Annotated in this window: 17 protein-coding genes and 1 tRNA gene; 3 read left to right on the forward strand and 15 right to left on the reverse strand. The window is 61.6% G+C overall.

Translation table 11 applies throughout. The features are described 5' to 3' along the window. Positions 1-3: 3 nt before the first annotated feature. The 7 genes from L6D64_RS12875 to rpsU form a co-directional block, all read right to left on the reverse strand. The gene (locus L6D64_RS12875; protein WP_176506066.1) at positions 4-1,686 is read right to left on the reverse strand and encodes a flavin monoamine oxidase family protein; all 1,683 of its coding nucleotides are present in this window, start codon (positions 1,684-1,686) and stop codon (positions 4-6) included. A gap of 189 nt (positions 1,687-1,875) precedes the next feature. Further along, entirely contained in the window at positions 1,876-2,337 is a 462-nt protein-coding gene (locus tag L6D64_RS12880) for an Lrp/AsnC family transcriptional regulator (RefSeq protein WP_176506067.1), read from the reverse strand. Positions 2,338-2,457: 120 nt separating this feature from the next. Next, positions 2,458-2,534, reverse strand: a tRNA-Ile gene (locus L6D64_RS12885). 16 nt (positions 2,535-2,550) lie between these two features. After that, positions 2,551-6,294, reverse strand: coding sequence for a bifunctional diguanylate cyclase/phosphodiesterase (locus L6D64_RS12890; protein WP_176506068.1), 3,744 nt, complete (start codon positions 6,292-6,294; stop codon positions 2,551-2,553). A gap of 118 nt (positions 6,295-6,412) precedes the next feature. Next, the gene (gene rpoD / locus L6D64_RS12895) at positions 6,413-8,263 is read right to left on the reverse strand and encodes an RNA polymerase sigma factor RpoD (RefSeq protein WP_176506069.1); all 1,851 of its coding nucleotides are present in this window, start codon (positions 8,261-8,263) and stop codon (positions 6,413-6,415) included. 67 nt (positions 8,264-8,330) lie between these two features. Continuing rightward, a complete protein-coding gene (gene dnaG, locus L6D64_RS12900) occupies positions 8,331-10,313 on the reverse strand; it encodes a DNA primase (protein WP_176506070.1) in 1,983 nt (660 codons plus the stop codon). 285 nt (positions 10,314-10,598) lie between these two features. Further along, on the reverse strand, positions 10,599-10,814 hold the full coding sequence (gene rpsU, locus L6D64_RS12905) for a 30S ribosomal protein S21 (RefSeq protein WP_003255575.1): 216 nt from the start codon (positions 10,812-10,814) through the stop codon (positions 10,599-10,601). A gap of 204 nt (positions 10,815-11,018) precedes the next feature. On the opposite strand from rpsU, the gene tsaD reads away from it, so the two are divergent. Further along, positions 11,019-12,044 carry a tRNA (adenosine(37)-N6)-threonylcarbamoyltransferase complex transferase subunit TsaD gene (gene tsaD / locus L6D64_RS12910; RefSeq protein ID WP_176506071.1) on the forward strand — a complete coding sequence of 342 codons (1,026 nt, stop codon included), beginning with the start codon at positions 11,019-11,021 and terminating at the stop codon, positions 12,042-12,044. 15 nt (positions 12,045-12,059) lie between these two features. Here tsaD and plsY read toward each other — a convergent pair whose 3' ends face one another. Beyond that, a complete protein-coding gene (gene plsY, locus L6D64_RS12915) occupies positions 12,060-12,629 on the reverse strand; it encodes a glycerol-3-phosphate 1-O-acyltransferase PlsY (RefSeq protein ID WP_054885227.1) in 570 nt (189 codons plus the stop codon). Positions 12,630-12,703: 74 nt separating this feature from the next. On the opposite strand from plsY, the gene folB reads away from it, so the two are divergent. Together folB and folK are read left to right on the forward strand one after the other, a co-directional pair. After that, a complete protein-coding gene (gene folB / locus L6D64_RS12920) occupies positions 12,704-13,060 on the forward strand; it encodes a dihydroneopterin aldolase (RefSeq protein ID WP_103448718.1) in 357 nt (118 codons plus the stop codon). Beyond that, positions 13,051-13,560 (forward strand): 2-amino-4-hydroxy-6-hydroxymethyldihydropteridine diphosphokinase, encoded by a 510-nt coding sequence (folK, locus tag L6D64_RS12925; protein WP_176506072.1) that lies wholly within the window; start codon positions 13,051-13,053, stop codon positions 13,558-13,560. Before folB ends, folK begins: the two co-directional genes overlap by 10 nt. Before the next feature lie 48 nt (positions 13,561-13,608). On the opposite strand, the gene L6D64_RS12930 is transcribed toward folK, so the two are convergent. From L6D64_RS12930 to apaG, 7 genes are all read right to left on the reverse strand, one after another. Continuing rightward, on the reverse strand, positions 13,609-14,703 hold the full coding sequence (locus L6D64_RS12930; protein WP_176506073.1) for a multifunctional CCA addition/repair protein: 1,095 nt from the start codon (positions 14,701-14,703) through the stop codon (positions 13,609-13,611). Positions 14,704-14,757: 54 nt separating this feature from the next. Beyond that, positions 14,758-16,326, reverse strand: coding sequence for a SpoVR family protein (locus L6D64_RS12935; RefSeq protein ID WP_099813725.1), 1,569 nt, complete (start codon positions 16,324-16,326; stop codon positions 14,758-14,760). Then, positions 16,323-17,594, reverse strand: coding sequence for a YeaH/YhbH family protein (locus L6D64_RS12940; protein ID WP_099813724.1), 1,272 nt, complete (start codon positions 17,592-17,594; stop codon positions 16,323-16,325). The genes L6D64_RS12935 and L6D64_RS12940 overlap by 4 nt, the downstream gene beginning before the upstream one ends. Positions 17,595-17,735: 141 nt before the next feature. Then, positions 17,736-19,658, reverse strand: coding sequence for a PrkA family serine protein kinase (locus L6D64_RS12945; protein ID WP_054885222.1), 1,923 nt, complete (start codon positions 19,656-19,658; stop codon positions 17,736-17,738). A gap of 283 nt (positions 19,659-19,941) precedes the next feature. Beyond that, the gene (gene glpE / locus L6D64_RS12950; RefSeq protein ID WP_054885221.1) at positions 19,942-20,271 is read right to left on the reverse strand and encodes a thiosulfate sulfurtransferase GlpE; all 330 of its coding nucleotides are present in this window, start codon (positions 20,269-20,271) and stop codon (positions 19,942-19,944) included. A gap of 13 nt (positions 20,272-20,284) precedes the next feature. Then, positions 20,285-21,151 (reverse strand): symmetrical bis(5'-nucleosyl)-tetraphosphatase, encoded by an 867-nt coding sequence (locus tag L6D64_RS12955; RefSeq protein WP_176506074.1) that lies wholly within the window; start codon positions 21,149-21,151, stop codon positions 20,285-20,287. After that, entirely contained in the window at positions 21,151-21,531 is a 381-nt protein-coding gene (gene apaG / locus L6D64_RS12960) for a Co2+/Mg2+ efflux protein ApaG (RefSeq protein WP_176506075.1), read from the reverse strand. Before apaG ends, L6D64_RS12955 begins: the two co-directional genes overlap by 1 nt. Positions 21,532-21,583 lie beyond the last annotated feature (52 nt).

Consider the following 21,583-nt stretch of genomic DNA (forward strand, 5'->3'; position numbering starts at 1 on the left):
GTTTCAGTCGGCCAGGGCGATGGGCCCGATCTCATCGAACACATCACCCGGGCCTGGGTTGTCCGGGTGGGTGTGGCCACCGAAGTGGTTCATGATACCCCACACCGCATTCAGCGATGTCTGCACCGCACCTTCGACCCAGGCCGGGGTCCACGACACGTCGTCGCCGGCGATGAACATGCCGCGTTGCTCGGCGGGCATATCCTGCTGCATGAAGTGGGCGTACATGCGCTGGTTGTAGCGGTAGTGGCCTGGCAGCGCGCCCTTGAATGCGCCGAGGAAGTGCGGGTCGGCTTCCCAGGAAACGGTGATCGGGTCGCCGATGATGTGCCCGGCGATATCGGTCTTGGGGTAGATCTTCTTCAGTGCGTCCAGGGCCAGCTGCACGCGCTTTTCCACCGGGTGCGGGAGCATCTTCAGGGCGTCGCTCATCCAGGCGTAGGACAGGCAGATCACCCCCGGCTTGTCGTCACCGTTGTCGAACAGGTAGGTGCCGCGGGTGAGGCGATCAGTCAGGGTCATGCTCATCAGGTCGCGGCCGGTCTGCGGATCCTTGTCCTTCCAGAACGGCCGGTCGACCATGACGAAGGTCTTTGATGATTGCATGTAGCGGGTGCGGTCCAGGGCCATCCACATCTTTTGCGAGAACAGCGATTCTTCGCAGTCGATCTGGGTGGTCAGCAGCCAGCTCTGGCAGGTCGCAAGCACTGCACCGTAGTGGCGGGTGTCACCCCAGTTGTCGGTGACCGCCACGCGCCCGTCGGCAGCACGGGCGATGCGCTTGACGCCGCTGCGCGGTGCGCCGCCATGCAGCGAACTGAGGCTGGTGCCCTCTGGCCAATGGGCGCAACGCTCCGGCACATGGCGCCAGATACCCTGAGGGACCTGTTCCACGCCACCGACGATCAAGTGCTGATGATCGTCGCAGTTGGTCATGACCACGCGGAAGATTTCCAGCATCGAGTTGGGGAAGTCCGAGTCCCAACCGCCGGTGCCGAAACCGACCTGACCGAACACTTCACGATGCTGGAAGCTCAACTGGGCGAACGAGCGCGAGGTGGCGACGAAGTCGTAGAAGGTGCGGTCGTCCCACAGGGGTACCAGCTTGTTCCACAACGCTTTCAGCCGAGCTACATCACGATCACGGATCGCCTGCTGGATTTCGGCGAACTGCGCACCGCTTTCCAGCGCGTCTGCCCAGGCGTCGGCCACTTCGTGGAACAGTTTCGGCAGGTCACTGGGCTTTTCTGCATAGTAGGTCTGGCCTTCGAGGTCGATCACCGTGCTGCCCGAGGCTGAGGTCAGCGGGTTGGGGAAGGGCTTGGTTTCCAGCCCCAGCTTGTCGACGTAGTGGTAGAAGGCGGTCGAGGACACCGGGAAGCGCATGCCGCCGAGCTCGGCGATGATACCGTCGGTACCGTTGAAGGCCTGCGAACGCAGCCGGCCACCGAGCTTCGAGGCCTCATACACCACGGGCTTGAGGCCCAGCTTCATCAATTCGTAGGCCGCAACCAGGCCGGCGATACCTGCCCCCACGATGGCGACTTCTTCGCCATGGCGTTCGGCCGGGATGCTGCCCAGGCCCGCCGGGTGTTCCAGCCAGTCGTCGAAGGCGAAGGGGAAATCCGGGCCGAAGATGGTGACAGGTTGCTTGCCGTCGGCGGGGTGGCGGTTTTTCTTGTTCATGAAGTGACCTTGCCAGAGCGGCTGCGCAGGGGCGGAGCCTGAGTATAGGAGATGGCTGACGGTCATTTTATGAAGCGGCGAGATCGTAATTAAGATGCAGAATGATGGCGAAATGTAATATTTACCGTCGGTATGACGACCCGAGCATCATTTTTAATGAACAGTTCAGCGCAGCCGAGCTGTATTGTTTCAAACGGGCTGCCCACGATCGACCTTGCTGCTGAGGATGATCGACGTGGTGGTCTTCTCCACCCCCTCGACGCTGCCAATCTGGTCCAGCAGTTGGTCGAGCTGCTCCGGTGAATCGCTGCGTAGCCAGGCCACGTAGTCGAACTCGCCACTCACGGCACACAGCTGCTGCACCTGCCCCATGGCACTCAGGCGCCTTACCACTTCCTTGCCGGAGCGTGGCTGCACCTTGATCCCGACATAAGCCTGCAGCCCACCGCCGATCAGGCGCTGGCCGAGACGCACTCCGTAGCCGGTGATGACCTTGTGCTTTTCCAGCCGTTCCAGGCGCGAGTTGACCGTGGTGCGGGCGATGCCAAGCTGGCGGGCGAGGGTGGCGACGCTTTCACGGGCGTTGATCTGCAGCAGAGCGATCAGCTGACGGTCGATTTCGTCGAGGGCGATGGGGCGAGTGTCCGACATGGTAAGTCTCTACGAAGGGTCCCCTAGCCTAGCCAGCCGCAGCCGAGCGGGGCAAGGCCTTGAACGGTCAACATCCGGACACGAAAAAGCCGCGCACACTGGCGCGGCTTTCGTCATATCTGGTGGGCCCACACGGACTCGAACCGTGGACCAAAGGATTATGAGTCCTCTGCTCTAACCGACTGAGCTATAGGCCCTCAGTAAGTGCCCGGATTATAACGAGGGTTTTGAAAGCGTGCCATCCGAAAGATCAGACAGTGCTATGCGAAGAAACGTCGCTGCGAACTCGTCCGGTGGCAACGGCAGGCTGACGATGTAACCCTGGATCTGCTCGCAGCCCTCTGCTGCCAAGAAGCGCTGCTGCGCCTGGTTCTCGACGCCTTCGGCAATGATCGTCAGCTGCATGCTGCGCCCGAGGGCGATGATGGCGCGGGCGATGGCGGCGTCATGGGGGTCGTCCGGCAGGCCGCGAATGAACGACTTGTCGATCTTGAGGATGTCCAGCGGCAGGCGCTTGAGGTAACTCAGCGATGAGTAACCGGTGCCGAAATCGTCGATCGCCAGCTGCACGCCCAACTGTTTTAGCTGATGCAGAATGGCCAAGGCTTCTTCGGCCTGGCTCATGATGAAGTTCTCGGTAATCTCCAGTTGCAGGTCGCCCGCTTTCAGCTGATACACCTTCAACAGGTGCTCGATGCGCTTGGCGAGGTTGGGGTGGCGCAGCTGCGCGCCAGCCAGGTTGATCGACAATGGCCCGAAGGCTTGATAAGCCTTTTTCCAGCGATGCATCTGCTGGCAAGCCTGCTCCAGCACCCAGTCGCCCAGCTGCAGGATGGTGCCGTTCTCTTCGGCCAGATGAATGAAATGCTCGGGCGGTACTTCGCCGAATGTCGGGTGGCTCCAGCGAACCAGTGCTTCGGCCCCGACCAGGGTCTGGGTCTTGAGGCTCAGCTTGGGCTGGAAGCTCAGGCTCATCTCGTTGCGCTCGATGGCGCGACGCAGTTCGTGCTCCATGGCGATGCGTTCGCTGGCCTGTACGGTCAGGTCACGGGTGTAGGCTTCCACGCGGTTGCGGCCTTTAGCCTTGGAGCGGTACATGGCGGCGTCGGCGTTGCGGATCAGCGTGGCGACGTCGGTGCCGTCCTGCGGGTAAAGGCTGATGCCAATGCTGGCGCTGGTAAAGAACTCATGCTCGCCGGCCTGGAACGGGGCGACGAAGCAGGCCAGCAACTTGCTGGCGATGGCATGGGCATCGCTGGGCTTGTGCAGGCCGGGCAGCAGGATGATGAATTCGTCGCCACCCAGGCGGGCCACGGTGTCGACGTCGCGCACCTGCTCCTTGAGGCGCTGGGCGATGCCTTTGAGCAAAAGGTCGCCGACCGGGTGGCCGAGGCTGTCGTTGATGTGCTTGAAACGGTCGAGGTCGAGGAACAGCACGGCGCCCTGGCGGTTGGATACCTGCGCACAGGTCAGCACCGCCTGCAACCGGTTCTCGAACAGGGCGCGGTTGGGCAGGCCGGTCAGTGGGTCGTGGTGGGCCTGGTAGTCGAGTTTGGCCTGGGCATGCTTGAGGCTGGAAATATCGGCGAACACGGCGACGAAGTGGGTAATGTTGCGGTCGTTGTTGCGTACGGCGCTGATGGTCAGCCAGCCGGGGTACAGCTCGCCATTCTTGCGCTTGTTGTAGATCTCGCCCTGCCAGTGCCCTTCGGCGGTGAGCTGGTGCCACATGGCGGCATAGAAAGCACTGTCGTGCTGGCCGGAGGCGAGGATGCGCGGGGTCTGGCCGAGCGCCTCGATTTCGCTGTAGCCGGTGATCTCACTGAAGGCACGGTTGACTGCACTGATGCGCTGGTCGGTGTCGGTGATCAGTACACCTTCAGCAGTGTTTTCGAACACGGTGGCAGCCAGTTGCAGTTTTTCCTGCATCAGGTGGCGTTCTGTAATGTCGCGGGCGATGGTCAGCATGCAGTCGACACCGCCGATCGGCAGTGGCCGGGCCGAGAGCTCGCAGAGGCGAATCTGCCCGTCGCTGCGGCGCAGGTGGCAGCTGAAGTCACGCACGAAACCATCGCGACCCAGTTGGTCGATCAGGCGTTTGCGTTCGTTGAGGTCGACCCAGATCCCCAGGTCGAAGGAAGTCTGATCGATAGGCTGGTTGAATTCGTAACCGGTCAGGCGGCAGAAGCCTTCGTTGACTTCCAGCAGCAGGCCGTCGCTTTGGCGCGACAGCAGCAGGCCGTCAGGCGACGCGTGGAAAGCCTTGGCGAACTTTTCCTCGGAGGTCTGCAATTGTTGTTGGGTTTCCTTGAGCTGGCTGATGTCGCGAACCGCCACGACCAGCGCCGGGGTACCGTCGAGCTCGAAGGTTTCGGCCGAGGTCAGGCCGGTGAACAACTGGCCGTTGCTGCGGCGGAAAGTCATTTCAAGGTTGCGGATGCCACCTTGGTGCAGGCGTTCGAGAAGCCTCGGGCCCATGCCTTCGACCCCCCACAGGTTGAGCTCGGTAGCGGTACGGCCGATGACCTCGCCCGGTTTCAGGCCGATCTGTTCTTCGAAGGCTTCGTTGACCTCGAGCAGCACGCCATCACTATGCCGTGCGATCAGCAGAATGTCCGGGCACTGCTCGAACACCGAGGCGAACTTTTGTTCCGACAGACGCAGGGCGTCTTCGGTGCGTTTGGTCTCGCTGATGTCGATCATCAGGCCCCGCATCACCGGCCGGTGGCCATGTTCGATCATGCTGACGATGTTGCGTACCCAAAGCGCCTGGCCGTCGGCGCGTAGCACGCGGTAATCGAGGCTGTGATCACGCCCCGCGGCGGTTTCGCTTTCGCAGAAGGCCTGGGCCCAGAGCGCATCGTCGGGGTGCAGGATGCTGCGCCAGAAGCCGGGCTTGAGCCAATCGTGCAGCGGGTAGCCCAACAGGTCCTCGGCATGCGGCGAGACATAACTGTAGGTGAAGTCGTTGGCGTCGGCCTCCCAGGCGATTGCCGACAGGCTCTCGATCAGGCCGCGGTAATGATATTCGCTGCTGCGCAGTTCCTGCTCCAGGGCAATACGCCTGGAAATTTCCGAGCTGAGCCGGCGATTGATACGGATGACCGCGGCGAGAATGGCGATCAGCAGCAGGACGGCGGGCAGACCATAGAGCAGCGTGTCGTGCCAGAAGCTTCGCTGGTCGACCACGGCGCCGACCCAGCGCTGCTGGATATGGCTGATCTCTTCGCTGGACATGTCGGCCATCACTTTGTCGAGGATGCCGACCAGTACCTGCTGGTCACGGGGCGCGGCCATTGCCAATTGATAGCGATAGGGTGTGTCGCCGCTTACATACAACCCTTCGAGCTTGAGCTGGCGCAGGCTCCAGATGCTGGAGGCGAGGTCACCGACCACCGCGTCCACGGCGTCGGTGGCCAGAGCCTGCAGGGTCGAGTTGACATTTGGCATCGCCACCAGGTTCAGGTCCGGGTGGTGGGTGCGGAGCAGCTCATGGGGCGCATAGTTTTCCACCACAGCGATCTTCAGCCCGTACAAGTCCTTGAGCGTGCGCGGTTGCGGGCCGCCTTCATGGGCCAGGATGACGATGGGGAAATCGAGGTAGGGACGGGTGAACGCGAGGTAGCCCTGGCGTTCGGGTGTCGACATGATGCCGGGCAGCAAGTCGATGCGGCCTTCGCGCGCCTGCTGCAGCACTTCGGTCCAGCTGCTCGGCTCGACCGGTTTCAGTAATACGCCCAGGCGATCCTGGAGCAGGGCGATGTAATCGGCGGCCAATCCCTGGTACCGGCCCTCCTGGTCACGAAACTCGAATGGTGGCCAGGAAGCGTCGACGCCCAGTCTCAACTGCGGGTGGGCAGCGAGCCAGGTTTTTTCCTCGTCTGTCAGGGTCAGGGCGCCGGCCGTTGTGTTCCACAGCATCAGGAGCAACAACAGAATGGCCGGCTTCGGCAGCATAGCGGCCTCGCATTCAGTTGGTCTGAAGTCGAGTGTAGACGGGCATTCAGCCAGCCGAGTAGCCGATCACAACTATTTGTCGGATAAGAAAAACCCCGGCCTGGGCCGGGGTTCGTCATCACTCGTCGAGGAAGGAGCGTAGATGCTCGCTGCGAGTCGGGTGGCGCAATTTGCGCAACGCCTTCGCTTCGATCTGACGGATCCGCTCACGGGTCACGTCGAACTGCTTGCCTACCTCTTCAAGGGTGTGGTCGGTGTTCATGTCGATACCGAAGCGCATGCGCAGCACCTTGGCTTCGCGTGCGGTCAGGCCCGAGAGCACGTCACGGGTCGCTTCCTTGAGGCTTTCGACCGTGGCCACGTCGATCGGGGACTGCATGGTCGAGTCCTCGATGAAGTCGCCCAGGTGCGAATCTTCGTCGTCACCGATCGGGGTTTCCATGGAGATCGGTTCTTTGGCGATCTTCAATACCTTGCGGATCTTGTCCTCAGGCATTTCCATGCGCTCACCGAGCTCTTCCGGGGTCGGCTCACGGCCCATTTCCTGCAGCATCTGGCGGGAAATACGGTTGAGCTTGTTGATCGTCTCGATCATGTGCACCGGAATACGGATGGTGCGCGCCTGGTCGGCGATCGAGCGGGTGATCGCCTGACGGATCCACCAGGTGGCGTAGGTCGAGAACTTGTAACCGCGACGGTACTCGAACTTGTCCACCGCCTTCATCAGGCCAATGTTGCCTTCCTGGATCAGGTCGAGGAACTGCAGGCCCCGGTTGGTGTACTTCTTGGCGATGGAAATCACCAGACGCAGGTTCGCCTCGACCATTTCTTTCTTGGCGCGGCGGGCTTTCGCCTCGCCGATGGACATGCGGCGGTTGATTTCCTTGATTTCGGCGACGGTCAGGCCGGTCTCGGTCTCGAGGTCGATCAGCTTCTGCTGGCAAGCGACGATGGCGGCGTCCTTTTCACCCAGGGCAGCTGCCCACTTGGTGTTGCGCTTGGCCAAATCACCGGACCAGGTCTGGTCGGTTTCATTGCCCGGGAACAGGCGCAGGAAGTCCGCACGCGGCATACGGGCATCACGCACGCACAGCTGCATGATCGCGCGCTCTTGCTGACGCAGGCGGTTCAGGGCATCGCGCACACGCTCGACCAGGACGTCGAACTGCTTCGGCACCAGCTTGATCGGCATGAACAGGTCAGCCAGGGCCTGCAGGGCCTCGATGCTTTCCTTGCCGTCACGGCCGTGCTTTTTCAGGACCTTGGCGGTGGCCTGGAGCTGATCGGCAACGGCACCGAAGCGCTGGGCTGCGACAACCGGATCGGGACCGCTTTCGGTCTCTTCCTCGTCATCGCCCCCTTCGCTTTCCTCGTCTTCGTCGTCCGACTCTTCCTTGGCCGCTGGCGCCTTGGCACCAGGTACTGGCACTTCGTCGGTCGGTGCGGCAATGTTGTCGTCAGGGTCGATGTAACCGCTGAGGACGTCGGACAGGCGGCCGCCCTCGGCGGTGACGCGGTCGTATTCGCCGAGGATGTAGTCGACAGTACCCGGGAAGTGAGCGATGGCGCTCATGACTTCACGGATGCCTTCCTCGATTCGCTTGGCGATTTCGATTTCGCCTTCGCGAGTCAGCAGCTCGACGGTACCCATTTCGCGCATGTACATGCGCACCGGGTCGGTCGTGCGGCCGATATCGGTTTCAACTGCCGCCAACGCAGCAGCGGCTTCTTCGGCCGCGGCTTCGTCGGTGTCGGCTTCCGCCAACAGAAGGGCATCCGCATCCGGAGCACTCTCGAATACGTTGATCCCCATGTCGTTGATCATGCGGATGATGTCTTCCACCTGTTCCGGATCTGAAATATCCTCAGGCAGGTGGTCGTTGACCTCCGCGTAAGTCAGGTAGCCCTGCTCACGACCGCGGGTGATCAACTCTTTGATACGAGACTGCTGTTGCGCTTTTCCGGACATAACACCCTATCCACTGAAGGTCTTGGCGGGCAAAAAACAAGCCGAGGATTATACCCGAGCATGGGCCTCACGCGCCAGATGAGGTCGGCGTTTGTGCGGGAACATTCCGGCTCAGCAGGGCGAGGAGCTGTGATTTTTCCTCGCTGGTCAATTCGCTTTGACGTGATTTCCTGAGCAGTTGTTCCAGGCTGCGCTCGCGTTGGCGGGCGGACAAGCTAGTTATAGTGTCGAAAAACTGTTGTTCAAGGTTGTCGGCCACGATCAACCATTCCTTTTCGGCCAGGGCCCGCAGCAGGCGGCCTTGTTCAGTGCCGTGCCAACGTGCGATCAACTGCATTGAGCTTAGCCCAGGATTCTTCTGCGCAGCTTCGATCAGGGCCACCAGCAGCTGGCTGTACAGGTGTTCTTCGCCGGCGAAGTGGCTGGCATCCTCGACCTTGCCGGCCAGCAATGGATGGTGCAGCAAGGTGCGCAGGGCGGCCAGGGTCGGTGGTTCGACCGGTGCCGGCACCCGCGGCGGTGCTTCGTCGCGCTGCTGCCATGGCTTGCCGCCCTTGCGGTTCTTGTCCCAGGGCTTGTCGCCCCACTGCTTCTTGCCCCCGCCTTTGTTTGGCTTCCACTCCTGTTGCTGATGAACGGGGGCGTAGTCCGGCTGTGGCAGGTCGCCGTAGTCGGGGGTGTAGCTGGCCATGGCATCGTAGTCATAGCCAGGGTCGTAATCGGGCACGCTGCTGGTCGCCGGGGCCTGCTGCGCCAGTTGCTCGACCTGCTGAGGGTCGAGGCCGGTGATTTCCTTCAAGCGGTTGCGCATCAGCTGACGCAAGTTGGCACCGGGGATCTTTTCGATCAACGGTGCAGCCAGGGTGGCCATGTGTGCCTTGCCTTCCAGCGAGCGCGGGTCGGCTTCGTTGCTCAGTTGCTCGAAGAAATAGTCGGCCAGTGGCTGTGCGTGCTGGTTGATCCGGGCCATGAAGGCATCAGTGCCTTCGGCGCGTACCAAGCTGTCCGGGTCTTCACCTTCTGGCAGGAACAGGAAGCGCGCACGGCGGCCATCCTGCAGTGCCGAGAGGGTCGATTCCAGTGCCCGCCAGGCAGCCTTGCGCCCCGCCTGGTCGCCGTCGAAGCAGAACAGTACGCTGGGCACTACGCGGAACAGGCGCTTGAGGTGCTCTTCGCTGGTCGCGGTGCCGAGGGTGGCGACGGCATTGCGCAGGCCTTGCTGGGCCAGGGCGATCACGTCCATGTAGCCTTCGACGACGATTATCTCGTCGAGGTTGCGGTTGTGCTTGCGTGCCTCGTACAGCCCGTAGAGTTCCTGGCCCTTGTGGAACACCGGGGTTTCCGGCGAGTTGAGGTACTTGGGCTTGTCGTCGCCCAGTACCCGGCCGCCAAAAGCGATGATGCGCCCACGGCTGTCGCGGATCGGGAACATCACCCGGTCGCGGAAGCGGTCGTAGCGTTTGCCGCTTTCGGCATTCTCGATCAACAAGCCGGCGTCGATCATCACCTTTTGCTGCAGGCTGTCGGCGCCCAGGTGCTTGAGCAGGTTGTCCCAGCCCGGCGGCGCGAAGCCCAGGCCGAAGTCACGGGCGATCTCGCCAGACAAGCCGCGGCCCTTGAGGTAGTCCACCGCCGCCTTGCGGGTCGGATGGCTACGCAGGGCCTGGCGGTAAAACTCCGAGGCGGCATCGAGTAATGGGTACAGCGGCGAATCGGTTGGCTGGCGCGGCTTGTTGTCGCGACGGCCTTGTTCCCTGGGCACTTCCATGCCGGCTGCGCGGGCCAGTTCCTCGACGGCCTGGGGAAAGTCCAGGTTGTCGTGGTCCATGACGAAACCAAGGGCGTTGCCGCCGGCACCGCAGCCGAAGCAGTAGTAGAACTGCTTGTCTGGGCTGACCGTGAAAGAAGGGGTCTTTTCCTTGTGAAACGGGCAGCAGGCGGAGTAGTTCTTGCCGGTTTTTTTCAGCTGAACGCGCGAACTCACCACGTCGACAATATCGAGGCGGTTGATCAGGTCGTCGATGAAGCTCTGGGGAATCAGCCCGGCCATGGCAGTCTCGTCATCTGGCAACTGGCAAGTCTAAACGCTAACGGGGCGAGTGATGCTAGGGGAAGTGCGAGGGAGTGTGTGCTCGTCGCCAGCCTCCGGCTTGCCGGGGGCTCGTCAGTCAGGACGTGCACGACTGGCCGAAACCAGATCTGACGCTTTGAAACCATTTGCCCGCTGCAAGTTGCTGCAGGCACCTTGGGCTAGCTGCTCAAGGCCAAGCAAACCGCTGCCATCGGCCCGGCAGTGAGCCGGGCAGGGCAGAAGCTCTTGCGTAGAACGTCTGTATTAGTACAGGCGAACGGCGCGGCGCTGTTCGCGCTGAACTTTCTTGGCGTGACGCTTAACAGCTGCAGCTGCTTTGCGCTTACGCTCGGCGGTCGGCTTCTCGTAAAACTCGCGGCTACGAACTTCAGCCAGTACACCGGCTTTTTCGCAGGAGCGCTTGAAACGACGCAGAGCTACGTCGAAGGGTTCGTTCTCTTTAACTTTGACGGCTGGCATCCAGGGCTACCTTAATTCATTACCGGGGTAGACGTGCTCCTGGCAAAACAAAGGTGTGCTGGAGAACGTCGGTTTTCAAGGGTTGCGGATGTTAACCCTTAGTACGCCGGAATGCAAAGCCTCTGATCGAAAACCGCTGGTCGGCACCCGGCACGGGGACTATCATGCGCGGCTTCGAATTCAGCCCCCACAAGGGACGAGCCCATGCTAGTACTGGGATTGGAAACATCCTGCGACGAAACCGGCGTCGCATTATACGACAGCGAGCGCGGTTTGTTAGCCGACGCGCTGTTCAGTCAGATCGACCTGCACCGCGTGTTCGGTGGCGTGGTGCCCGAGCTTGCCTCGCGTGACCACGTCAAGCGCATGCTGCCGCTCATCCGCCAGGTGCTGGAGGAGGCTGGCTGCGTCGCCACCGAGATCGACGCCATCGCCTACACGGCCGGCCCTGGCCTGGTCGGTGCGCTGCTGGTCGGCGCCTCGTGCGCCCAGGCCCTGGCTTTTGCCTGGGATATCCCGGCGATCGGTGTGCATCATATGGAAGGCCACCTGTTGGCGCCGATGCTGGAGGAAAACCCTCCCGAGTTTCCGTTCGTCGCTTTGCTGGTTTCCGGCGGCCACACCCAGCTGGTGCGGGTGGATGGCATCGGCCAGTACGAGCTGCTGGGCGAGAGCCTCGACGATGCTGCCGGCGAAGCGTTCGACAAGACCGCCAAGCTGATCGGCCTCAACTACCCGGGTGGGCCGGAAATCGCGCGCCTGGCCGAGCGGGGTGTGCCTGGGCGCTTCGTGTTCCCGCGGCCGATGACCGATCGGCCGGGCCTTGAGTTCAGCTTCAGTGGCCTCAAGACCTTCGCCCTGAACACCTGGCAGCAGTGCAAGAATGCTGGCGACGACAACGAGCAAACCCGTTGCGACCTGTCCCTGGCTTTCCAGCAGGCGGTGGTGGAGACTTTGACCATCAAGTGCAAGCGCGCCCTCAAGCAGACTGGCCTCAAGCGCCTGGTCATCGCGGGTGGCGTGAGCGCCAACAAGGCCTTGCGCGCCTCTCTGGAAGACATGCTGGCCGGTCTCAAGGGCAACGTGTACTACGCGCGGCCACAGTTCTGCACTGATAACGGTGCGATGATCGCCTATGCCGGTTGCCAGCGTCTGTTGGCCGGGCAGCAGCAGGACTTGGCCATCAGCGTGCAGGCACGCTGGCCCATGGAGCAGCTGCCGCCGCTGTGAAGGCGTGCGGGCGCGTCAGAAATGCCTTTCGCGCCCGGCAAACAAGTCGCGCAGATTGTTGCGGTGGCGCCAGACGATCATCACCGTCAGCACGGCGATCGGCAGCAGCGCCTCCGGCTCTCGCCAGGCCAGAAGTGGCAAGGTCAGCGGGGTTGCCACAAGCGCCGCCAGCGAGCTGGTGCGAGTGAGATAGAAGGTCAACAGCCAAGCGCCGATGGCCAGCAGTGCGGCTGGGAAATACAGGCCCATGAGCATGCCCGCGGCAGTGGCGACGCCTTTGCCGCCGCGGAAGCGGAAATACAGCGGGAACAGGTGGCCGAGCACTGCGCACACGCCGACCCAGGCTTGCTCTTGCAGGCCAAGGCCGGCAGCGCGGGCGAGCAAAACCGGCAACAGCCCCTTGCACAGGTCGCCGAGCAGGGTCAGGATCGCCAGTTTACGGCCCGCCAGGCGTAGCATGTTGGTGGCGCCGGCATTGCCCGAACCGCTGGAACGAGGGTCCGGGCTGCCCGAAAGGCGGCTGAGGACGATGGCGAAGGACAGCGAGCCGAGCAGGTAGGCGAGCAACGCCAGTAACCAAAACATGCTAACTATTCCGGGCGAGGACGCCCTGATTCTAACGGCGCCAGTCGCCCTTGTCGTGCTGTGGAGAGAAGTGCTTGGACAGAGTGTTCATCGAAGGCCTGGAAGTCGATACCGTCATCGGCGCCTATGACTGGGAACGGGATATTCGCCAGTGCCTGCGCCTGGACCTGAGTTTTGCCTGGGACAACCGCCCGGCAGCGGCCGGTGATGACCTGAACCTGGCACTCGACTATGCCAGTGTGTCGGCGCGGGTCCAGGCATTTGCCGAGCAGGCGCGCTTCGAACTGGTGGAAACCTTCGCCGAGCGCCTGGTGGCCGCGCTGATGGAAGAGTTCCACATTCCCTGGGTGCGGTTGAAGCTGACCAAGCCGGGGGCCGTTCCCGCTGCCCGCGGCGGTGTTGGCGTGGAGATCGAGCGCGGATGTCTCTGAACACCGTTTACCTGGGCCTTGGCAGCAACATCGATCGCCACCAGCACCTGTGTGCGGGGCTCGATGCGCTGGCGGCCATTCTCAGTGACATGCAGTGTTCCCCGGCATTCGAGAGCCAGGCGGTGGGGATCAAGAGCGGGCCGTTCATCAACTTCGTGGTCACCGGCAAGACCGGTCTGCCGCTGATGGAGCTGGATCGCCGGCTCAAGTTCATCGAGGCGGACAATGGTCGCTATGCCCCGGATCGCAAGGGCCTGCCGCTGGATATTGATGTGCTGATGTACAACGATTTGCACGGCACCTTCGATGGGTTGGTACTGCCCAGGGCAGAGATCCTGAAGAATGCGTTTGTGCTGTGGCCGTTGTCGCTTTTGGCGCCGGAGCTGGTGCACCCTGGGGCAGGGAAGAGCATGGCGCAGTTGTGGCAGGAGGCGCGGATCGATCAGGTGCTGGCGCCGGTCGCGTTCGAATGGCGGGGGTTGCAGCTGACTCAGGCGTGAGCCTGTGCCGGCCTCTTCGCGGCTTTAGCCGCGAGGAGGCCCGCGTGGTCAGCCCTGCTTGTAAGCCTCGAGCGCTTTGAGCCGCTCGCCTTTGAGGGCCTCGCCCAAGCCCTGACCGGTCAACCCGGCTTGCACCAACGGTTTCACATCCACTGCCCGGGCTGCGTTGGCTGCCCCCCGCAGATAATCGCCCTGTGGATAACTTTCACAGGTGGCCATTGCACACGCGGCAATGAAATCCTCGAAACGCTGCGGCCGCCGATAAACGTCGAACTTCTGCAACATTTCCAGCAAATTTGCAGGTGCCAGCTGCAAAGCGTTGTCGGCCTGCACGGCAAACTCAGCCACCAGCACGGCCAGTTCCTGGCATTCGCGCGGGGCCTTGAAACGCTGATTGAGTGCTTTGATCGCCGCTGGCTCCAGCCCTCGCAACAAGCACGCCCAGCGCACAGCCAGCGGCTGTTGACGCTCTGCCGCCCGGCGCAGGGCAATCAGTGTGTGCGCAGGCTGCTCCAGCTCAGGCATCAACTCGTTCAAAGCGCCACAGGCCTGCAGTACCTGGATGAACACTTGCGGCTGACTTTCCATCAGCGCCCGTTCGATCTCTTTCCAGCTGCGTTCGGCTGTCAGCGCCTGTAATTCGCCCGATTCGGCGATCTGGCGCATCAGCGACAGTGTTTCATCGGCGACCTTGAAGCCCAAGGGGGCGTAACGTGCGGCAAAGCGGGCAACACGCAGCACACGTAAGGGATCTTCGGCGAATGCCGGGGAAACATGGCGCAGGATGCGTTGTGCAAGGTCGGCCTGGCCATGGTAAGGGTCGAAGACCACGCCCTGTTCATCCTCGGCCATCGCATTGATGGTCAGGTCGCGGCGGATCAGGTCTTCCTCCAGCGTAACGTCCGGGCTGGCGTGAAAGGTGAACCCGCCGTAACCGCGTCCGCTCTTGCGCTCTGTGCGTGCGAGGGCATATTCCTCGCCGGTCTCTGGATGCAGGAACACCGGGAAATCAGCGCCGACCGGGCGGAAGCCCCGGGCATGCATTTCCTCGACCGTGGCGCCGACCACCAGCCAGTCGATATCACTGACCGGGAGCCCGAGCAGGCGGTCGCGTACTGCGCCGCCGACTTTGTAGATGTGCATGTGCAGCCTCCATTACTGCCCACAGGATAACCTGTTGGCAGTAATGGCGTTGCATCAGAGGTGGTGGATGACGGCGAGGTCCATGCGCCCGTAGTCGCCGCTCTCAGCATGTTCCCCGCGTGGCGGCATGTGATGGGTCTTGACCACCTGGTCACCCTGTACGGTCTCCAGGTGGATATCGAAGCCCCACAAGCGGTGCAGATGCTTGAGCACCTCCTCGGTGGAGTCGCCCAGCGGTTTGCGGTTGTGCTGCTGGTGGCGCAAGGTCAGCGAGCGGTCGCCGCGGCGGTCGATGCTCCAGATCTGCACGTTGGGCTCGCGGTTGCCCAGGTTGTACTGGGCAGCCAGTTGCTCACGAATGATCCGGTAACCTGCCTCGTCATGGATGGCCGGTACCAGCAGGTCGTCGCGCTGGTCGTCATCGAGGATGCTGAACAGCTTCAGGTCCCGCATCACCTTGGGTGACAGGTACTGCAGGATGAAGCTCTCGTCCTTGAAGCTGCTCATGGCGAACTTGATGGTAGAAAGCCAGTCACTGCCGGCAATGTCGGGGAACCAGTGGCGATCTTCCTCCGTCGGGTTTTCGCACATGCGGCGGATGTCGGTGTACATGGCAAAGCCCAGTGCATACGGGTTGATGCCGCTGTAGTACGGGCTGTCGAAACCGGGCTGGAACACCACGCTGGTATGGGACTGCAGGAACTCGATCATGAAGCCTTCAGTGATAAGGCCTTCGTCGTATAGGTCATTCATCAGGGTGTAGTGCCAGAAGGTGGCCCAACCTTCGTTCATCACCTGGGTCTGGCGCTGTGGGTAGAAGTACTGCGCGATCTTGCGCACGATGCGCACCACCTCGCGCTGCCAGGGTTCGAGCAGCGGAGCGTTCTTCTCGATGAAGTAGAGGATGTTTTCCTGCGGCTCGGAGGGGAAGCGGGCATCGTCGCGGTCACCACCTTTGTCCGCACTCTTCGGAATCGTGCGCCACAGGTCGTTGATCTGCCGCTGCAGGTGCTCTTCCCGGTCTTTCTGACGCCGGCGTTCTTCCTCGGCGGAGATCGGATAGGGGCGCTTGTAGCGGTCCACCCCATAATTCATCAGCGCATGGCAAGAGTCGATCAGGTCCTCCACGGCGTCGATGCCGTGCCGTTCCTCGCACTGGGCGATGTACTGCTTGGCGAACACCAGGTAATCGATGATCGATGTGGCGTCGGTCCAGGTGCGGAACAGGTAATTGCCTTTGAAGAAGCTGTTGTGGCCATAGCAGGCGTGGGCAATCACCAGTGCCTGCATGCACATGGTGTTCTCTTCCATCAGGTAGGCGATGCACGGATCGGAATTGATCACGATCTCATACGCCAGGCCCATCTGGCCCCGGCTGTAGGACTTCTCGGTACTGAGGAACTGCTTGCCGTAGGACCAATGGTGGTAACCCAGCGGCATGCCGACGGACGCGTAGGCATCCATCATCTGCTCGGCAGTGATCACCTCGATCTGGTTGGGGTAGGTGTCCAGGGCGTAACGCTCGGCCAGCCGACTGATTTCCCGATCGTAGGTCTGGATCAGTTCGAACGTCCACTCGGACCCGGTGGATATGGGTTGGCGTCTCTGTGCTCTGGCGGTCATGTGGCTAACCTGCGCTGGAAGAGTTCACGGAAGACCGGGTAGATATCGCCGGCCGATACCAACTGCTGCTGGGCGAATGTGTCGGGGAAGGCTTCGCCGATTCGCTCGTACTCGTACCACAACGCCTGGTGCTCACGGGGGGTGATCTCAACGTAAGTGTAGTACTGCACATGCGGCATGATCTGCTTGGACAGGATCTCGCGGCAGATCGGCGAGTCGTCGTTCCAGTTGTCGCCGTCGGAGGCCTGGGCGGCATAGATGTTCCAGTCGGCGGCCGGGTAACGCTCAGCCATGATTTCCTGCATCATCTTCAGCGCACTGGAGACGATGGTGCCGCCCGTTTCCCGGGAATAGAAGAATTCTTCCTCGTCGACTTCGCGGGCGCTGGTGTGGTGGCGGATGAACACCACTTCGATCCGGTCGTAGTTTCGCTTGAGGAACAGGTACAGCAGGATGAAGAAGCGTTTGGCGATGTCCTTGGTGGCCTGAGTCATCGAGCCGGACACGTCCATCAGGCAGAACATCACCGCCTTGGAACTGGGATTGGGTTGCTTGACCAGCAGGTTGTACTTGAGGTCGAACGTGTCGAGGAAGGGCAGGCGGTTGATGCGTGCCTTGAGCCGTTCGATTTCCTGTTCGACTTCCTGGATATCGGTGAAGTTGTCGGGTTCTTCGATCTTCAGCCGGTCCAGTTCCTTCTGTGCTTCGCGCAGCAGCGCACGGCTGCTGCCGGTCAGGGCGATGCGCCGGGCGTGCGCCGAGCGCAGGGTACGGACGATGTTGATGCGTGACGGGTTGCCCTCGTTGGCGATGCCAGCACGCACGGTCTTGAAGGTGTCGGCGCCGGTCAGGTGGCGTTTGACCAGGTTGGGCAGTTCGAGGTCTTCGAACATGAATTCGAGAAACTCTTCCTGGGTGATCTGGAAGACGAAGTCGTCCATCCCCTCGCCGGAGTTGCCGGCCTTGCCGCGGCCACCGCCGCCCCCGCCGCCTTGTGGCCGAGGGATATGCTCGCCAGCGGTGAACTCCTTGTTGCCTGGGTGGACGATGGTCTGCTTGCCGCCCCGACCATGGTGCAGCACCGGTTCATCGATGTCCCGTCCCGGAATGCTGATCTGTTCGCCATGTTCCATGTCCATGATGGAACGGCGGCTCACGGCCTCTTCGACGGCCTTCTTGATGTGTTCACGGTAACGCCGCAGGAAGCGCTGGCGGTTGACCGTGCTCTTGTTCTTGCCGTTCAGGCGTCGGTCGATAACGTAGCTCATGGTCCCTCCGGTAGCTGGGAGCAGCTGCAAGCCACAAGCTTCAGGCTGCCGGAATCAGCAGCCACCGCTGCTTGAAGCTACGGCGCCGGGCTTGCGCTCGGCGCTGGGCAGCTTGAAGCGAGCGGCTTGTAGCTTGCCGCTTTATTGCGATTTCCTGACCCGCAGGTACCATTCCGACAGCAGGCGCACCTGTTTGTCGGTGTAGCCACGTTCCACCATCCGCGTGACGAAGTCGTTGTGCTTCTGTTGGTCCTCCTTGCTGGCCTTGGCGTTGAAGCTGATGACCGGCAGCAGGTCCTCGGTGTTGGAGAACATTTTCTTCTCGATCACCACCCGCAGCTTCTCGTAGCTGAGCCAGCTCGGGTTCTTGCCGTTGTTGTTGGCGCGGGCACGCAGCACGAAGTTGACGATCTCGTTGCGGAAATCCTTCGGATTGCTGATGCCTGCCGGTTTCTCGATCTTTTCCAGTTCTTCGTTGAGGGCGATGCGGTTGAGAATCTCGCCGGTTTCCGGATCGCGGTATTCCTGGTCCTGAATCCAGAAGTCGGCGTACAGCACGTAGCGGTCGAAGATGTTCTGACCATACTCGCTGTAGGACTCGAGGTAGGCCGTCTGGATTTCCTTGCCGATGAACTCGATGTAGCGCGGTGCCAGGTACTCCTTCAGGTAGCGCAGGTAGCGCTCGCGTACTTCGGCCGGGAACTGTTCCTGCTCGATTTGCTGTTCCAGCACGTACAGCAGGTGCACCGGGTTGGCTGCCACTTCGTGCGGGTCGAAGTTGAACACCTTGGAGAGAATCTTGAAGGCGAAGCGGGTCGACAGGCCGTTCATGCCTTCATCGACCCCCGCCGCATCGCGGTACTCCTGGATCGACTTGGCTTTCGGGTCGGTGTCCTTGAGGTTTTCGCCGTCGTAGACGCGCATCTTCGAATAGATATTGGAATTTTCCGGCTCCTTCAGGCGTGAGAGCACGGTGAACTGGGCGAGCATCTTCAGCGTGTCTGGCGCGCAATGGGCTTTGGCCAGCGAGCTGTTGATCAGCAGCTTGTCGTAGATCTTGATCTCGTCGCTCACGCGCAGGCAGTACGGCACCTTGACGATGTAGATCCGGTCGATGAACGCCTCGTTGTTCTTGTTGTTGCGGAAGGTGTGCCACTCCGATTCGTTGGAGTGGGCCAGCAGGATACCGGTATAGGGAATGGCCCCAAGGCCCTCGGTACTGTTGTAGTTGCCTTCCTGGGTGGCGGTGAGCAAGGGGTGCAGGACCTTGATCGGCGCCTTGAACATTTCGACGAACTCCATCAGGCCCTGGTTGGCCCGGCACAGAGCGCCCGAATAGCTGTACGCATCGGCGTCGTTCTGCGGGAATTCCTCGAGCTTGCGGATATCGACCTTGCCGACCAGGGCGGAGATGTCCTGGTTGTTCTCGTCGCCCGGCTCGGTCTTGGCGATGGCGATCTGGTTAAGGATCGAGGGGTACAGCTTCACTACCCTGAACTTGCTGATATCACCGCCGAACTCCTGCAGGCGCTTGGTGGCCCAAGGCGACATGATGGTGTTCAGGTAGCGCCGCGAGATGCCGTACTCCTCCTCGAGAATGGCCCCGTCTTCGGTGGCATTGAACAAGCCCAAGGGGGACTCGAACACTGGCGAGCCCTTGATTGCGTAGAAAGGCACCTTTTCCATCAACTGCTTGAGTTTCTCGGCCAGCGACGATTTACCGCCGCCTACCGGGCCCAGCAGATAGAGGATCTGCTTCTTCTCTTCCAGGCCTTGGGCGGCATGGCGGAAGTACGAAACGATCTGGTCGATGCACTCTTCCATGCCATGGAAGTCGGCAAAGGCCGGATACCGGCGAATGACTTTGTTGGAAAAGATTCGCGACAGCCTGGAGTTGGTTGAGGTGTCGATCAGTTCTGGCTCACCGATGGCCAGCAACAGCCGTTCAGCCGCCGATGCGTAGGCACTGCGATCCTCTTTGCACAGCTCGAGGTACTCCTGCAGCGAGAGTTCTTCCTGGCGCGTAGACTCGAAGCGTTGTTGGAAGTGGCTAAAAATGCTCATGACGTCACCTCGCTCGATACGTGGAGACGACGCCGGATCAGTCAGCTGATGCTGGCATGCAACCGGGTTCGCCGATTGCTGTATACCCCCCAGAACACCCTGAAACGCTACCGATGACCCGCACGCCGGTGTACCGGCTCTCCCCTTTTTTTGGATGGCCTGCGCTTAAGAATAGTTGGTTATCCGCAAGGTCAAGGGCGCGCAGCGCAGAAGTTACCAACGACCGTTCGTCAGGTGGGCTGCGAGCCCGCGTGGGGCGCGGGCTGCAGTAAATATGAAAAAATTATTCGGCAGCGCCTTGAGCGGTCTCTGCCGGGTAGGTGGCGCGCCACAGTTCGAAGCCGCCATCGACGCTGTACACCTCGGAGAAACCTTGGCCGACCAGGTAGGCCGCTGCGCTCTGGCTGGAGTTACCGTGGTAGCAGACCACCAGGGTCGGGGCATCGAGGTCGGCATTGCGGATGAACTCGGCGACTGAGTGGTTATCCAGATGCTTGGCACCGGTGATGTGGCCGGCGGCAAAGGCTTGCGGGTCGCGAATGTCGACGACTACCGCACCTTGCGCGCGCAGTGCCAGGGCCTGCTCGGGAGGGATGCGCTTGAATTCGCTCATGGTACGGCTCTCTTCAGGGTTGATCGTTCAGTGTAGTGGGTTGCGCCGGCAGACGGACATTGCCGTCATCGGTGCAGTCGCAGCGGTGGTATTCACCGCTGTCAACGTTGTACAGGGTCATGGCGCCTCCCCACACGCAGCCGGTGTCCAGGGCGATGATGCCAGGCTCGTCGACCTGGCCCTGGAGTGCAGCCCAGTGGCCGAAAATGATCGTCACGTGGCGGGAGCGGCGTTCTTTGTGGGCATACCAGGGTTTGTACCCCTTGGGGGCGGTGCCCAGGCCTTCCTTGCTCTTGAGGTCGAGCTTGCCTGCGGGGGTGCAGAAGCGCATGCGCGTAAGGTAATTGGTGATGACCCGCAGGCGCTCGATACCGGTGAGGTGTTTGCTCCACTTGTTCGGCTCATTGCCGTACATGCCATCCAGATACAGCTGCAGACGGCCGTCGTCGCGCAGCACTTCTTCGACTTCCGCAGCGAGCTTCAGGGCCTGGCCAAGGGTCCACTGTGGCGGGATGCCGGCATGAACCAGGGCGATGCCGCGGGGCTCGTCGTAATGCAGCAGCTTCTGCTGGCGCAGCCAGTCGAGCAACTGATCGGCGTCCGGCGCCTCGATGACCTCGCGCAGGGTGTCGCTCTTCTTCAAGCGCTCGACATTCTGCCAGGCAGCCAGCAGGTGCAGATCATGGTTGCCCAGCACGCACACCAGTGACTGGCGGATCGAGTAGAGGTAGCGCAGGGTTTCCAGCGACTCGGGGCCGCGGTTGACCAGGTCGCCGACCAGCCAGAGGCGGTCGACCGCCGGGTTGAAGTGGACCCGCGCGAGCAGGCACTTGAGAGGACCAAGGCAGCCTTGCAGGTCTCCGACGGCGTAGGTAGCCATCAGTGCAGGGCTCCAGGAACCGCGAGGCGGAAGGGTGCGATGTCGGCTTCGAAGCGCTTGCCGTCTTCGGCGAACATCTCGTAGCTGCCCTGCATGGTGCCGACGCGTGTGCTGATCACCGCGCCACTGCTGTAGGTGTGGCTCTGGCCAGGTTCGATGGTCGGCTGCTGGCCGATCACGCCGGCACCGCGCACTTCCTCGACTTCGCCATCACCGTTGGTGATCAGCCAGTGGCGTGACAGCAGCTTGGCTTTGACCAGGCCGTTGTTCTGCACGGTGATGGTGTAGGCGAAGGCGAAGCGACTGCTTTCGGGGTCGGATTGGTCTTTCAGGTAACGGGTCACGACGCTGACGTCGATCTGATAGCGAGGGTCGGACATGCAAGGGCCTTGGGCGAACTGACGCAATAATGCAGTCTAGGCCATTGGCGGG

Source organism: Pseudomonas urethralis (assembly GCF_021602465.1).
GTDB classification, from domain to species: Bacteria; Pseudomonadota; Gammaproteobacteria; order Pseudomonadales; family Pseudomonadaceae; genus Aquipseudomonas; species Aquipseudomonas vlassakiae.